Raw genomic sequence first — 16,273 nt, 5'->3', positions numbered from 1 at the left:
GTCCTCCGGTCGGCCATGACCCTCGCCACTCTGTTCGCGGCCGGACTGTGTGGCAACGCCCTGGCCGCCAGCGCTCCGATGCCTGGCAAGGTGTTCAAGGACTGCAAGGACTGCCCGGAAATGGTGGTACTGCCCGCCGGCACGTTCACCATGGGCAGTCCCGAGGACGAAGTCGGCCGCGAGCCGGACGAAGGACCGATGCATGAGGTCACCTTCAAGAAGGCCTTCGCCATCAGCCGTTTCCAGGTATTGGCCGGCGAATGGAAGGCCTACCTGCAAAGTACGGGCTACAAGATGCCGAATGGCACTCCGCGTCCGGGCCGCGAATGCCTGGCCGGTGTGCCGAGCTACCCGATGACCGATCGGCAGCCGGCAATCTGCATGGATTTCCACGAGGCCGAGGCCTATACCAAATGGCTGTCGAAAAAAACCGGCAAGGACTATCACCTGGTCAGCGAGGCCCAGCGCGAATATGCCGTACGGGGCGGTACCACTGGCCCGTTCCCCTTCCCCTTCGACGAGGGCAAGGAGTACAGCATCGCCAAGCACGCCAACACCTATGGTCCAGCGGACGGTTTCAGCTATACCTCGCCGGCCGGCAGCTTCCCACCCAACGCCTTTGGCGTCTATGACGGGCACGGCAATGTCTGGGAATGGACCGCCGACTGCTATGTCGACACCTACAAGGGCGCACCGACCGACGGCAGCCCGCGCCTGGATAGCCAGGAATGCGAGGATCGCCGCTCGATCCGCGGCAACGACTGGAGCGAAGCGCCGGTCTTCTCCCGTTCAGCCAACCGCAACGAACGCAACGAGTACACCCGCGGCGACTGGCTGGGTTTCCGCGTCGCCCGCGAACTCTAAATCCCACCGCGAAACACTCGTCTAAAGAGTTCAAGGCGCCGTACGCGGCGCCTGTTTCCCAAGACCTTCACGAGTAGCCCCCATGCCTCTCCAAGCACAAAGCCTCGCCCAGGAAACCCTGAGGATCCTCAAGCCCTTCTGGCTGCTGGTGGTCCTCTCGGCTGCCCTGGGGGTTGTCAGCGGACTCAGCGTCACGGCCCTGCTGGCGACCATCAACGACGCCATGAATGCGGATGGCGGCCCCGGCACCCGCATCGCCCTGCTGTTTGGCGGCCTGTGCATACTGACCCTGGCCTGCTCGACCGTTTCCAACCTGCTGACCAACTATGTGGGCCAGCGGGTGGTCGCCCGATTGCGCCAGGAACTGGCCGCCAAGGTCCTGGTAGCACCTATCGAACAACTGGAACGTTATCGTGCCCATCGACTGATCCCGGTGCTGCTCAATGATGTCAGCACCATCAGCACCTTTGCCCTGTCGGTGGCGCCGATGGTGATCGCCTTCACCGTCACCATCGGTTGCCTGGCCTACCTGGCCGCGCTGTCCTGGCAGATTCTCGCCTTGACCCTGTTGACCGTGATCATTGGCGGCGGCGTACAGTGGTTTGCCCACCGTATCGGCATGCGCAGCATCCTGCGGGCGCGGGACGATGAAGACGAGTTGCAGAAACACTACCAGGCGATTTCCGCCGGTGCCAAGGAACTGCGTATCCAGCGCCAGCGTCGCCAGTACATGCACGACCAGCAGATCCACGGCACCACCGAGCGCATCAGCCAAGCCAACATCCGCGCGGCAAGCATCTTCGTCAGCGCCGAAACCTTCGGCTCGATGCTGTTCTTCGCGGTGATCGGTATCGCCATCACCTTCCAGGCACTCTGGCCGACCACCGACAAGACCGTACTGGGCGGTTTCGTGCTGGTCATGCTGTACATGAAGGGGCCGCTGGAGCGCTTGGTCACAACCATACAGAGCATCAGCCGCGCCGAGGTCGCGTTCCGCCGTATCGCTGAACTGTCGTGGCGCTTCTCCTCGCCGGAGCCGCACCTGCTGGTCAGCGACCGGGACATCGATCCAACGCCGTTGCAGAGCATCGAGCTGCGCCAGTTGCGCTACGACTACCCCTCGGTCGAGGGCGTCCCGCCATTTCACCTGGGGCCGGTTGACCTGACCATCCGCCGGGGCGAAATCGTCTTCATCGTCGGCGAGAACGGCTGCGGCAAAACCACCCTGATCAAGCTGCTGTTGGGCCTGTACACACCGCAACAGGGCGAGGTACGCCTCAATGGCGCGCCAGTCGCCGCCCAGGGCCTGGACGACTACCGACAGCTGTTCACCACCATCTTTGCCGACTACTACCTGTTCGATGAAGTGGCTCAAGGTGGCACGCCGCTGCCGCCAGAATCGATCAAGTATCTGGAGCGTTTGGACATCGCCCACAAGGTCAGCATTCGCGACGGCAGCTTCAGCACCACTGACCTGTCCACAGGCCAGCGCAAGCGCCTGGCACTGCTCAATGCCTGGCTGGAACAACGCCCGGTGCTGGTATTCGACGAATGGGCGGCAGACCAGGATCCGGCGTTTCGCAGGGTGTTCTACACCGAACTGCTGCCCGAGTTGCGGGACCAGGGCAAGACCATCATCGTCATTTCCCACGATGATCGTTACTTCCCGGTGGCCGACCAACTGGTGCGCATGCAGGCCGGACAGATCCAGGTCGAACGCGTACAACGCGAGGCCGTGCCAGCCTGACACCGTCACCCCGCGTGCAACGCGCGGGGTGACCCCGCCTAAATTCCGCTCTCGCCGCTTCGTTCTTCCTATAGCCAGCGCTACGACATTTCCTGCGGACTGCGCCCCGCACGCAGCGTGCCGTGGAAGAAAGCCCCCTCACCGAAATATTTCTTCTTTGTTTTCCGATTTTGTCGGGCTGGTGCGTCTTCTTCTCAAGTAATAACAATTCCTAGTTGCTTTTCCACACTTAGAAAGAGCTGAAAGAATGCCGACAACACACCGACTGACCCCCTTGAGCAAAGCCTTGCTGGTTCGCAAGATGCTGCGCTCGCCTGTCGTGCTCGGCGCCATGGGGATGGCGCTGGCACTGCCGATGGCTGCGCAGGTACAGGCCCAGGAGTTCGAATTCAACATCGCTGTCCAGCCACTGGCCACGGCCCTGCAAGAGTTGGGGCGCCAGGGCAATATCCAGGTGCTGTACAACCCGGAGCGGGTGCAAGGCCTGCAGGGGGCAGCGGTCAAGGGCAAGTTCACGCCGGGCCAGGCGGCCAGTGAATTGCTGAAAAACACCGGTGTGAACTACAACTTCCAGGGCGGCACCCTGACCTTGAGCAGTGCCCCGGCCAGCAGTTCCGGCTCGGGGCTGAACCTGGCAGCAACCACCATCAGCGCTCAGGCCCAGACCCTGGGTACGAGTACTGACGGCACCGGTTCCTACACCACCGGCGCGGTCACCATCGGCAAGACCCCGCACACCTTGCGTGAAACGCCACAGTCGGTCACGGTGGTAACTCGCCAGCAGATGGATGACAAGAACCTCACCAAGCTCGATGAGGTATTGGCACAGACCACCGGCCTGACTCGCTCCAACCGCAACTTCGGCGGCAACATGTTCAACTCCCGGGGGTTCACCCTGGAAGACGACAGCTACATGATCGACGGTGTACCAGGCCTGGCCTACAACGTCAGCGGCTGGATCCGTCCGGACATGGCAGTCTTCGACCGCGTCGAAGTCTTGCGCGGTGCTTCCGGCCTGCTGGTCGGCGCTGGCAACCCCGGCGGTGCCGTGAACCTGGTGCGCAAGCGGCCTACCGCCGAGCCACGCTTCTCCATCAGCACCAGCGCCGGTTCCTGGGACAACTACCGCATGGACCTGGATGGCAGCAGCAAGCTGAACGAACAAGGCACCCTGCGCGGCCGTGCGGTAGTTGCCTATGAAGACCGCGGCTACTTCCAGGATGACCTCAATTCCCATACCCCGCTGCTGTACGGGATTGTCGAAGCCGACCTGAACGACTCGACGACCCTGGCCGTCGGCCTGCGTCACCAGCGCACGGTGTATTCCGGCTACACCATTTTCGGCCTGCCGCGCTACAGCGACGGCAAGGCCCTGGATGTGTCACGATCCACGTCGCTGGGTCAGGACTGGAACCGTCACTCGATCGAAGTCAACGAGGTGTTCGCCGACCTGGAACACCACCTCAACGACAACTGGAGCACCAAGGTCTCGGTCAGCCAGTCGCAAAGCATGTTCAACCAGCGGGTAGCCTATTCCTAGGGCATTGTTGACACTGTGACCAAGGATGGCACTTTCCTCGCCAACACCCAGTTTCGCCGGGAATACGTCACCAGCAAGGGCATCGACGGCCACATCGCCGGCAACTTCGATGCCTTCGGCCTGACCCATGAGCTGATGCTGGGCGCGAACTGGTCGCAGCAACACATCCTGAGCAAGCAGTCGCTGGTCGACATCAGCAAGCCGATCGACGTCTTCGATCCCGATCATCACATCATTGACAAGCCGACACAGCCGGCATGGCAAAGCCTAGACGACATCACCCAGCGCCAGTATGGCCTCTACAGCACCCTGCGCCTGCGCCTGGCCGAGCCCCTGAGCCTGGTACTCGGCGGCCGTCTGAGCTGGTTCAAAAACGACAACACAAGGTATGACTACACGCAAACGCCGATCCAGGAGACCCCCAACAACTACCGTGAAGACAAAAAATTCACACCCTTCGCCGGGCTTATCTACGACTTGAACGAAGAGTGGTCGTGGTACGCCAGCTATGCCGATATCTTCCGTCCGCAAAGCAACTACCGGACCGAAACCAACAAGAACCTGAAACCGACCCTTGGGTCGAACTATGAAACCGGCATCAAGGGTGCTCTGTATGATGGTCGCCTGAACGTCTCCGCCGCAGTGTTCTACATCAAGCAGAAAGACCTGTTCCAGACAGACGACGCTGCTACCGCTGCTAACCCAGATGCCTGTCAGCGAAACAACCCCAGCAGCGGTTCCTGCTACGTGAACGGCCCACCCAGCACCAGCAAGGGCGTAGAACTCGAAGCCACCGGCGAGGTCGCGACCGGCTGGCAGATGGCGGCCGGCTACACCTACAACATCAGCCGCAATGACGATGGCAGCCCCCTCGACGCCGAGACCCCGAAACATATGCTGCGCCTTTCCACCATGTACAACCTGCAAGGTGACCTGAATCGCCTGAGCGTGGGCGGTGGTGTATCGGCACAGACCTACTCCACATACGAGTCCCAGGGCCAGACCGTCACCAATCAGGGCCGGGCTGTCTGGGATGCGCGTACGCAGTACAAGCTGGACGATCACTGGAAACTGTCGTTCGACCTGAAGAACGTGTTCGACAAGAAGTACTATGAAGCCACCGGCGAAATACGTCGCGGCAGCTACTACGGCGAACCGCGCAACTTCATGGTCACCCTGCGCGGCGACTTCTGACCGCACAAGGTTGGCGTTAAAAGAACCAAGGGGCGACCCTTGGTTTTTTCATGGGCGACTGTTTCTGTGGCGAGCGGGCTTGCCCGCGCTCGGCTGCGAAGCGGCCGCAGGTCCCCAGTATCCGGTCCTTCCGATACATCGGGGATACAGGTTTCAGGGCCGCTGCGCGCCCCAGCGCGGGCAAGCCCGCTCGCCACTACAAGGTGATTCGCCCCGGATCACCAATCACCAATCACCAATCACCAGTCACCAGTCACCAGTCACCAGTCACCAGCAGGACGACCGTAGCCACACGTCCATTCACGACATGAAAAAGCCAGGGCACAGGCCCTGGCTTTTTCATGTCCCGCCGGCTCAGTCAGACTGACTTCAGACGCTCCAGTACCGCTGCCAGCAGCCCCTGGGAGAGGATGATGCTGTCGTGGTTCTCCTCCAGCACCGTCGAAGCCGACAATCCATTGCGCGAGCACTGCTCCACCAGCACCGCCTGCGCCGCACCGATTTCCCCAGCGGTCTTGCTTGCCCCCGCCCACCAGCAGTCCGGCTTGACCTGCAGTGGCTTGAGCGTGAAAGCCTCGCTCAGGATCGCGTTGATGCGCAACAGGCGGTAACCGGTTTCGATTTCGTCCTGTACGGCGATATCGCGATAGACCTCACGCAAGCCCTCGGCACTGACACCACCGGCCAACGCGACCTGGTCAATGACCCAATCGGCAATCGCCTGTTCGTCGTGCAGTTGCGCCCTGGCCTGCTCGATCAGCCCGACGATAGTCTGTTCCTCGACACCCGGGACGAATGCCAGGAGGCTGCCGACCAGGTTCGCGAACAGGCTCTGTTCCTCCTGCGCGGCGTCCTGCGCAGGCTCCTGCTCAGGCGCAAAGACCTCCAGCGCCGCAGGCAGACTGGTGTCCACCAGGCCGAGGAAGCTCACCTCGTCGCCGTCCTGTTCCAGCACATGCGCCACTTCGATCGCCAGGGCTCCTCCGAGGGACCAACCCAACAGGTTGTACGGCCCCTCAGGCTGAGTGTGTCTGATCTGCTGAACGTAGTAACCGACCATTTCATCCCATGTGCGGTCGAACCAGCCCGGTACCACATAGCTCTTGTTGACCAGCCCGTAGACCCGCCGGTCGTCCTTCAGTTGCCCGGCCAGCGGATAGTAGGAGTAGGTACCACCACCGCCCGGAGGCAGGCAGAACAACGGTGCGTTGTCCGTACGGCAGCCGTTCATGCTGATGACCGGCGTCTTCACTTTCGCCTCGCCTTCACGCATGAAGTCGGCCAGGTCGGCCAGTGTTTCCATCAACAGGAAGTCGTGCAGCTTGATGGTCACATCGAAAGCTTCACGCAGCCGGCCGACCAGGGAGATCACCAGCAACGAATGCCCGCCCAGCTCGAAGAAATTATCGTTCAGGCCGACCGTCTCGACCTTCAGCACCTCGGCCCAGATATCGGCCAGGCGCTGCTCCAGTTCGGTCCGCGGAGCGACATGGGTGCGCTGGGCCGCGTTGGCATCCGGCAGCGGCAGTGCCTTGCGGTCGAGCTTGCCGTTCGGAGTCAGCGGCATCCGTTCGAGCAGCACCAGGTGCGACGGCACCATGTAGTCCGGAAGACCGGCCTTTAGATACGCCTTGAGCTGCGCGTGCAGTATCTCCCAGGATTGCTCGGCGCCCGACTCATTGAGCACCAGATAGGCGGCCAATTGCTTGCCAGTAGGCCCATCAAGATCGATGACACTGCTTTCACGGACCGAGGCATGTTCCTGCAAGCGGGCCTCGATTTCTCCCAGTTCGATACGGAAGCCACGGATCTTCACCTGATGGTCAAGGCGGCTGACGTACTCGATCACCCCCTGCTCACGATAACGAGTCAGGTCGCCCGTGCGATACAGGCGACCACCCTGCTCGTCGAACGGGTCGGGCACGAAACGTTCGGCGGTCAATCCCGGGCGCTGATGGTAGCCACGAGCCAGGCCGCGGCCACCGATCAGCAACTCGCCACGAGCCCCCAATGGCAGGGTATCGAAGTCATCTCCAAGGATATGCAGGCTGGTATTGGCGATCGGACGCCCCAGCCAGACATCGTCACTGGAGGTCAGGTAATGGGCGGCCGACCAGATCGTCGTCTCGGTCGGGCCATAGACGTTCCAGACATGCCCGGCCTGCTCGATCAGTCGTTGCGCCAGCTCGGCGCTCAGCGCCTCGCCACCGCAGAGAACCTTGCGCCCAGCCAGCAGGCCGGCCGGTGCCTGGTCGAGCAGCATGCGCCAGGTCGATGGCGTCGCCTGGACCAGAGTGACCCCGTGGTGCTCGATCAACTCGACCAGCGCCTGCGGGTCCTTGTTGCCACCGTTGTCCAGCAATACTACCGAAGCGCCACACAGCAACGGCAGATACAGCTCCAGGCCGGCGATGTCGAACGACAGCGAAGTCAGCGACAACACCCGGTCCCGGGCATCGATACCGGGTTGTTCGGCCATGCTGAAGAGGAAGTTGGTCAAGCCTTCATGGCGCACCTCGACGCCCTTGGGCTTGCCGGTGGAGCCCGAGGTGTAGATCACGTAGGCCAGGTTGTCCGGGTGTGCCAGATTCTCCAGCGGGGCCTCTGCACCGTGGAGCCATTCCTGCTCACGGTCCAGGCAGATACTGCGCACGCCTTCAGGGAGCGGCAGTTGCGCCAGCAGTTGGCTCTGGGTCAACAGCAGTTGCAGGCCACTGTCCTGTATCATGTAGCCCAGCCGGTCCTGGGGGAAGTCCGGGTCCAGCGGCACATAGGCGCCCCCGGCCTTGAGAGTCGCCAGCAGACCCACCAGCATGTCCGGGCCGCGCTCCACCGCAATCCCCACCAGCACGTCAGGCCCCACACCCGCACGGCGCAATGTATGCGCCAACTGGTTGGAGCGCTGGTCCAGTTGCCGGTAGCTCATGCGTCCATCACGCCAGATCAGCGCCGTGTCTTCGGGGGTACGTTCGGCCTGGGCCTCGATCAGGCCATGCACGCAGGCCTCGGTCGGATATGCCGCTTCGGTCTGGTTCCATTCCCGCTCGATCTGCTTGCGCTCAGCCTCGTCCAGCAACGGCAGGTCTGCAACCCGCTGTGTAGCATCGCCGCTGATAGCCACCAGCAACGTACGCCAGTGGCGGGCCATGCGCTCGACCGTGCTACGGTCGAACAGGGCCGTGGCATAGGTCAGGGTGACGCCTAGTCCTTCCTCATGTTCGCTGGTGTCCAGTGTCAGGTCGAACTGTGCGGTGTGGCTGTCCAGCGCCAGCCCCTGCACATGCAGACCGGACAGTTGGTGCCCTTCGCCACTCACCTGGTTCTGGTGGTTGTACATCACCTGGAACAATGGGCTATGGCTCAGGCTGCGTTCCGGCTGCAATGCCTCGACGAGTTGCTCGAATGGCAGGTCCTGATGTCCCTGAGCTTGCAGGGCCGTTTTTTTCACCTGCTGCAACAGCTCGGTAAAGGTCAGCGTCGGCTTGAACTCGGCCTTGAGCACTTGGGTATTGACGAAGAAACCGATCAGGCGCTCGGTTTCGACCCGGGTCCGGTTGGCGACAGGAACACCCACACGGATATCGGCCTGCCCGGAGTAGCGCTGCAGCAAAGTCTGGAACGAGGCCAGAAGCAGCATGAACAAGGTGACCCCCTGCTCGCGGGCAGTGGCCTTCAAGGCCTGGAACAGCTGCGTATCCAGTTCGACCGTCAATCGATCGCCTGCATGGCTTTGGTGAGTCGGACGTGGCCGGTCCAGGGGTAGCTCGAGTATCGGCTGCTCGCCACCCAACTGGGCTTGCCAGTATTCCAGTTGCCGACGCTGCTCGCCGGCGTCCATCCACTGCCGCTGCCACATGGCATAGTCGGCATACTGGATCGGCAGGGCTGGCAGTTCGACTTCACGCCCCTGGCTGCCGGCTTCATACAACTGCACGAGTTCGTCGACCATGACCGGCATCGACCATCCATCGGCAACGATATGGTGCACGGTCAACACCAGGACATGGGCATCCGGCGCAAGACGCAGCAGTTTCACTCGCAACAGCGGGCCCTGCTCCAGGTCGAAAGGACGGCGGATTTCCTCATCCACATACCGGGCGACCTCATCTTCGGTTTGCGATTGCGTGCAAGCATCGAAAGCCAGCTCAAACGCTGCCGCCGGATGGATGACCTGCACCGCGCGCTCGCCATCCTGATGGAAGGTCGTACGCAACGTCTCATGGCGCGCACACAGTGCCTCGAAGCTGCTTCGCAACGCCTCGATATCCAGCGCACCCTCAAGCCGCAGGGCAGCCGGAATGTTGTAGGCGGCACTTTCCGGCTCCAATTGCCATAGGAACCACTGGCGTTGCTGGGCATAGGACAGCGTCAACGGCTGGTCACGGCCGATCTGCTGCAGGGCAGGCGCCTTGTTGGCCGTACCCTCGGCGACCCGCTCGGCGAACTCTGCCAGGTTGTCGGCCTCGAACAACGCACGTAGGGGCAGCTCGACATCAAGCCCCTGACGAACCCGTGAAATAACCTGGGTCGCGATCAGCGAATGTCCGCCCAGCTCGAAGAAGTTGTCGCCCAGACCGACACGTTCAACCTTCAGTACCTCACCCCAGATCCTCGCCAGTGCTTGCTCCAGTGGGGTCTGGGGGGCCAGATGCAGGGATAGCGACAGGTCTACCCTCGGGGCTGGCAGTGCCTTGCGATCAACTTTGCCATTCGGAGTCAGTGGCAGTTTTTCCAGTAGAACCAGGTGGGACGGCACCATGTAGTCCGGCAGTCCCGCCTTCAACAGCTCCTTGAGTTCCCGACGGAACGCCTCCTGCAACGCCGCAGGCCCCTGGTGGAGGCTCTCCTGCTCGGCCACCAGGTACGCAGCCAACTGTTTGCCGGCCGCACCGTCAATATCGATGACGACGGCCTCACGAACCCCGGCATGCTCTTGCAGTCTGGCCTCGATCTCCCCCAGCTCGATCCGGAAACCGCGAATCTTCACCTGATGGTCCAGACGCCCGGCGTACTCGATCACACCATCGCCATGGTAGAGCGTCAGGTCGCCGGTACGGTACAACCGACCACCGCCCTTCTGGTCGAACGGGTCTGGAATGAATCGCTCGGCGGTCAGGCCCGGGCGCTGGTGATAACCCCGCGCCAGTCCGTCGCCGCCGATCAGCAGCTCGCCACGGGCGCCCGGCGGCAGCACGTCGAAGTCGTCGCTCAGGATATGCAGGCGGGTATTGGCGATCGGCCGGCCAAGCCAGATGTCGTCGCTCGACGTCAGGTAATGTCGTGCCGACCAGATGGTGGTTTCGGTCGGGCCATAGACGTTCCAGACGTGTCCGGCCTGCTCGATCAGCCGCTGCGCCAGTTCGGCGCCAAGGGCTTCACCACCGCAGAGTATCTTGCAGCCGGCCAGCAATCCTGGCGGTGCACTGTCGAGCAGCATGCGCCAGGTCGAAGGCGTCGCCTGGATCACCGAGACCTGGTACTTGCCGATAACCTCCAGCAACGCCTGTGGATCCTTGTTCTGCTGTTGGCGCAGCAGAACGACCGCGGCACCACGCATCAGGGTCAGGTACAGCTCCAGACCGGCGATGTCGAAGGACAACGAAGTCAGCGACAGCACGCGATCCGAAGGTGCGATACCCGGCTGGTCGGCCATGCTGAACAGGAAGTTGACCAGTGCACCATGGGAAACCGCAACGCCCTTGGGCTTGCCGGTGGAGCCCGAGGTGTAGATCACATAGGCCAGGTTTTCCGGCTGCGCCAGATTGACCAGCGCCGCGTCGCTGACCTCGCCCAGCCAGTCCTGCGACTGGTCGAGGAACAGGCTGCGCACGTCGGGGCTGACGGCCTGGTGGATACTCAGGTGACTCTGGGTCAGCAGCAATGCCAACCCACTGTCCTGCACCATGTACACCAGTCGATCCGCCGGGAAGTCCGGGTCCAACGGCACGTAGGCACCACCGGCCTTCAGGATCGCCAGCAGACCCACCAGCATCTGCGGACCACGCTCGACAGCAACCCCCACCAGCACATCCGGGCCGACGCCCAACTCACGCAGCTTGCGCGCCAGGCGATTGGAATCCAGGTCCAGTTGCTGGTAGCTCATCCGGGCATCATCGAACAGCAACGCCGCAGCCTGCGGCGTTTCGCGACTCCGCTCGGCAATCAGTTGATGAATGCAGCGATCCGTCGGGTAGCTGGCTTCGCTCTGGTTCCAATCCACGACGATCCGCTCACGCTCGTCGTCGCTCAGCATCGGCAACTCAGCCACTCGACGATAAGCACCGACGGCAATGGCCACCAGCAGGTTGCGCCAGTGAGCGGCCATGCGCTCGATGGTCGAGGCGTCGAACAGCGCGCTGGAGTACGTCAGGGCGGCACTCAGGCCGGCGGTGTTTTCATGGGTGTCCAGGGCCAGATCGAACTGCGCGACATGACTGTCCCAGGACAGCCCCTGGACAGTCAGGCCGGGCAATGCATGCAGCTCGCCAGCCGCTTCGGCCTGGTGGTTGTACATCACCTGGAACAACGGGCTGTGGCTCAGGCTGCGCTCGGGTTGCAGGGCCTCCACCAGTTGCTCGAACGGCAGGTCCTGATGAGCCTGGGCTTCCAGGGACGTTTGCCGGACCTGTTGCAGCAGTTCGCTGAAGGTCATGTTCGAGGTGAACCCGGCTCGCAGCACCTGGGTATTGACGAAGAAACCGATCAGCCGCTCGGTTTCGACCCGGTTACGGTTGGCTATCGGTACCCCGACCCGGATATCGGCCTGCCCGCTATAACGATGCAACAGGGTCTGGAACGAAGCCAGCAGCAATACGAAGAGGGTGACACCCTGCTGCCGGGCCGCGCCCCTGAGGGCATCGGCCAGCTCGGGAGGCAGGTCAATGGCCAGGCGCTCGCCGACGTGACTGCGAATGGTCGGGCGCGGCCGATCGGTAGGCAATTCGAGTACCGGCTGTTCGCCGCCCAGTTGCCCGGTCCAGTAGTCCAACTGGCGAGCCTGCTCACCTTCGGCCATCCAGCGCCGTTGCCATTGGGCGTAGTCGGCATATTGCACCGGCAAGGCCGGCAGGTCGACGGCAACACCCTGGTGGTAGGCGCTGTACAAGCGCACCAGCTCGTCGACCATTATCGGTGTGGACCAGCCGTCGGAAACGATATGGTGGACTGTCAGCACCAGCACGTGCTCGGTGTCCTCTACCCGCAGCAGGCGAACCCGCAATAGGGGGCCCTGCTCCAGGTCGAACGCTTGCCCGGCTTCGCGCTCGACATACTCGCGGATGGCCGCTTCGCGTTCAGGCCCGGAGATGCCTGCCAGGTGCTCCACGGATAAGTCGAATGCCGTGGCCGGATGAATGACCTGCACGGTCTGCTCACCCTCCTCGCGGAAGGTGCTGCGCAAGGTTTCATGACGGGTGATCAGCGCTTCGAAGCTGCGCCGCAAGGCCTCGACATCCAGTGTGCCGCTGAGCTGCAAGGCCGCCGGGATGTTGTAGGCAGCACTGTCCGGCTCCAACCGCCAGAGAAACCACTGGCGCTGCTGGGCATGGGAAAGCAGCAGGGGTTGCGTGCGGTCGGCCGGCTCGATGGTGGCGACCGGCGTCGGGGCGGCGGAGCCGTCCTCGGCATTGCGTACAAATGCCGCCAGGTCCTGGGCCTCGAACAGATCACGCAAAGACAACTCCAGGGCGAGGCTCTGGCGAATTCGCGAGATGACCTGTGTCGCCAGCAGCGAGTGCCCGCCCAGCTCGAAGAAATTGTCGTCCAGTCCCACCCGCTCGATCTTGAGCACCTCGGCCCAGATCTGCGCCACCTGCTGCTGCACAACGGTCACGGGGGCCACATGGCTTTTTTGCGCCTGGGCAACATCCGGTGCGGGCAAGGCGCGACGGTCCAGCTTGCCGTTCGCGGTCAACGGCATCTGCGGCAGCAGGACCCAGTGTGCCGGAACCATATAGTCGGGCAGCACGGACTTGAGGTGTTCGCGCAAGTCACGTCGCCAATCCCCCTGAACATGCGGATCGGCTTCCAGCAGTGTCGGATCGGCCGGCACCAGATAGGCCACCAGTTGCTTGCCGCCCGGGCCGTCGATGTCGATGACACTGACCTCCTGGACCGCCGCGTGCTCTCGCAGCCTGGCATCGATTTCGCCCAACTCGATGCGGAAACCTCGGATCTTCACCTGGTGATCAAGCCGTCCGATGTATTCGATGCAATGCTCGGCCCGATAACGGGCCAGGTCGCCCGCCCGATACAGGCGACCGCCACCCTTCTCGTCAAACGGATCGGGGACAAAGCGCTCGGCGGTCAGCGCCGGGCGCTGGTGGTAACCACGCGCCAGGCCAGCGCGCCCAACATGCAACTCGCCGCTGCAGCCCTGGGCGACAGGGTTGAAATCGGCATCCAGCACATACCAGGACAGGTCGGGAATGACCTCGCCAATCGGGCTGACGCCCGCCTGCAACAGGTCCTCGTGCCGGATCGGACGGTAGGTCACGTGCACCGTGGTTTCGGTGATGCCGTACATGTTGACCAGTTGCGGAGAACGATCGCCAAAACGCTCGAACCAGGGTTGCAGGCTGCCGACATCCAGCGCTTCACCACCGAACACCACGTAGCGCAGGGCCAGCGGCGAGGACGGTGGCGCTGCCTCGCAGGCCACCCGAACCAGTTGCTTGAATGCCGAAGGGGTCTGGTTCAGTACTGTGACCCCTTCGCTGAGCAGCAGCGGGTAGAAATCCTGCGGCGAACGGCTGATATCCCGTGGCACGATGACCAGGCGACCTCCGTGCATCAGCGCACCGAAGATCTCCCAGACCGAGAAGTCGAAGGCATAGGAGTGGAACATGGTCCAGACATCCTGAGGCCCGAACCCGAACCATTCATCGGTGGCCTGGAACAGCCTGAGGATGTTGTGGTGTGGCAGCAGCGTACCCTTGGGCTTGCCGGTGGAACCCGAGGTGTAGATCACATAGGCCAGGTTGTCGGGATCGGTCAGCGTCGCCAGGTTTTCCTGTGGATAACCCTCCAGCCAGTCGCCCTCCTGGTCCAGGCACAGGCTACGCACGCCGTCGGGTATCGGCAGTTGGTCGACAAGTCGGCTCTGCGTCAGCAGCAGGCGGATGTTGCTGTCCTGGATCATGTACGCCAGGCGATCCTCGGGATAATCCGGGTCCAGCGGTACATAGGCGCCACCGGCCTTGAGGATAGCCAACAGCCCGATCATCATTTCCAGCCCACGGTCCACCGCCAGCCCGACGAGGACGTCAGGTCCGACCCCACAGCTGCGCAGGTGGTGCGCCAACTGGTTGGCACGGCAGTTCAGCTCACCATAGGTCAGGCTGCGCGTGCCATGGGTCACAGCCAGCGCCTCCGGAGCGCTCAGGGCCTGGGCTTCAATCAGTTGATGCGCACAGGCAGCCCCGGGATATGCCGCAGGCGCCGGGTTCCAGGCCCGGAGGGTGTGTTGCTGCTCCGCCAGGTCAAGCATTGGCAAGGCGGCAATACGTTGTTGCGGGTCGGTACCGATGGCCTCCAGCAGGCGCCGCCAATGCCTGGCCAGGCGCTCGATGGTGGCAGGCTCGAACAGGTCGCTGGCATAGGTGAAAGCCGCGCCAAGCCCCTCATCGCTTTCGAAGGTGTCCAGGGCCAGGTCGAACTGCGCGGTGCGTTTTTCCCACGGCAGGCCCTCGACACGCAAGCCGGCCAGTTCGCGAACCTCGCCACGGACCTGGGTCTGGTGGTTGTACATCACCTGGAACAACGGGGTACGGTTCAGGCTGCGCTCCGGCTGCAGTGCCTCAACCAGTTGCTCGAAAGGCAGATCCTGGTGGGCCTGGGCATCGAGCGCAGTTCTCTTCACCTGTTGCAGCAACTGGGCGAAGGGGGCCTGGGCATCGATCTCGGCCCGCAGGACCTGGGTGTTGACGAAGAAACCGATCAGCCCTTCCGTTTCAACGCGGCTACGGTTGGCGATGGCCACCCCGACGCGGATATCGGTCTGGCCACAGTAGCGGTGCAACAGGGTCTGGAAAGATGCCAGCAGCAGCATGAACAGGGTGACACCCTGTTGCCGGGAAACCGCCTTGAGGGCCTGGGCCAGCTGCGGCGGCAGGTCGATGGCCAGACTCTGCCCCGCCAGGCTCTGATGGGCTGGACGTGGCCGGTCGATGGGCAGTTCCAGCACCGGCTGCTCACCACCCAACTGTGCTTTCCAGTAGCCGAGCTGGCGTTCCTGCTCGCCCGCCTCCATCCAGTCACGCTGCCACTGTGCGTAGTCGGCATACTGGATCGGCAAGGCAGCGAGTTCGACCTCCCGGCCCTGGCGAAACCCGTCGTAGAGACGGACCAGTTCATCGACCATGATCGGCATCGACCAGCCATCGGAGACGATGTGGTGCAAGGTCAGGATCAGTACATGATCTTCTTCGGCAATCTGCAACAACCGAACCCGCAGCAAAGGCCCGCGCTCCAGGTCGAAGGGCCGCTGTACCTCGCCCTCCACGCAAGCGCGGATCTGTTCGTCGAGTTCTTCGGGAATGAGGGTCGCCAGGCGCTCTGGCGACAGCGTGAAAACATCGGCCGGATGGATAACCTGTACCACCTGCCCGGCTTCCTGCCGCAAGGTCGTACGCAAGGTTTCGTGGCGCCGGATCAGCGCCTCGAAACTGCGCCGCAGCGCTTCGGTATCCAGGCTTCCCTTGAGGCGCAATGCCGTAGGGATGTTGTAGGCGGCGCTGCCCGGCTCCAGTTGCCAGAGAATCCACTGGCGCTGCTGGGCGTAGGACAGCGCCGAAGACGACTCTGACTCCCGCCTGAAAATCGGGGTCACCCCGTAGAGGTTCACCCCTTGTCGCTTGAGCAACGCCGAGAGCGCCTTGCGCTCCCGGATGGACAGCGATTTTACGGAGTCGAGCAGCTCTTGCACTTTG

At 62.7% G+C, this 16,273-nt stretch carries 3 protein-coding genes and 1 pseudogene; 3 read left to right on the top strand and 1 reads right to left on the bottom strand.

Annotation, left to right across the window (positions count from 1 at the left end; genetic code table 11):
- Positions 1–15: 15 nt before the first annotated feature.
- From pvdO to AC6I6U_RS13670, 3 genes and pseudogenes are all read left to right on the top strand, one after another.
- The gene (gene pvdO / locus AC6I6U_RS13680) at positions 16–864 is read left to right on the top strand and encodes a dihydropyoverdine dehydrogenase (RefSeq protein ID WP_497882448.1); all 849 of its coding nucleotides are present in this window, start codon (positions 16–18) and stop codon (positions 862–864) included.
- A gap of 82 nt (positions 865–946) precedes the next feature.
- Complete coding sequence (locus AC6I6U_RS13675; RefSeq protein WP_497882447.1) at positions 947–2,611, top strand: cyclic peptide export ABC transporter; 1,665 nt, start codon at positions 947–949, stop codon at positions 2,609–2,611.
- A 247-nt stretch (positions 2,612–2,858) separates the two neighbouring features.
- Positions 2,859–5,345: pseudogene (locus tag AC6I6U_RS13670) on the top strand (TonB-dependent siderophore receptor).
- A 358-nt stretch (positions 5,346–5,703) separates the two neighbouring features.
- Here the strand turns inward: AC6I6U_RS13670 and AC6I6U_RS13665 are convergent.
- A complete protein-coding gene (locus AC6I6U_RS13665) occupies positions 5,704–16,269 on the bottom strand; it encodes an amino acid adenylation domain-containing protein (protein ID WP_497882446.1) in 10,566 nt (3,521 codons plus the stop codon).
- Positions 16,270–16,273 lie beyond the last annotated feature (4 nt).

Source organism: Pseudomonas sp. UTLPPB19802, assembly GCF_059730225.1.
Note: the sequence above shows the minus strand (reverse complement) of the source record. Positions and strands in the feature narration are given on the sequence as shown.

Coding starts and splice junctions, on each gene's coding strand:
- AC6I6U_RS13675 (WP_497882447.1), top strand. CDS start 947: ATGCCTCTCCAAGCACAAAGCCTCGCCCAGGAAACCCTGAGGATCCTC.
- pvdO (WP_497882448.1), top strand. CDS start 16: ATGACCCTCGCCACTCTGTTCGCGGCCGGACTGTGTGGCAACGCCCTG.